General features: G+C 47.1%; 1 protein-coding gene. It reads right to left on the bottom strand.

Going from position 1 to position 416, the window contains the following annotated elements:
• A partial coding sequence (locus HC175_RS19400) for a prolyl oligopeptidase family serine peptidase (RefSeq protein ID WP_168139775.1) occupies positions 1 to 416 on the bottom strand: 416 nt, incomplete at both ends.

The raw sequence follows: 416 nt of genomic DNA, 5'->3' as shown, positions 1-416 counted from the left end.
CCTGGGCATAGAGATGATCCGGTGAGGTGTAGTTATTTTCTATCAGGTGGTCGGCAACATCTATAAAATCGGTGAAGGTATTCTTCTTTTTGAACATCTTCCCATCCTCATACCACTGCCGTCCCATATCCTGTCCGCCACGCACATGGGCAGTGGCGAAAATAAAGCCCCGATCCAGCAGACTCAGGCGGGCCGAGTTAAAATAAGGATCTGTTGAAGAGCCGTAAGAACCGTAAGCGTATAACAGCAACGGAGTATCAGCACTTTTTTTAGTGGTCTTTTTATAAACTACCGTCACGGGAACCTTCACACCATCCCTGGCTTCTGCGAAGAAGCGTTCGGTCACATAATCTGAAGGATCATGCCCCCCAACCACTTCCTGCACCTTTAAAATGTCTTTTTCGCCTGTTTTCATA

The sequence above is a fragment of the Salinimicrobium oceani genome (assembly GCF_012037645.1).
Note: the sequence above shows the minus strand (reverse complement) of the source record. Positions and strands in the feature narration are given on the sequence as shown.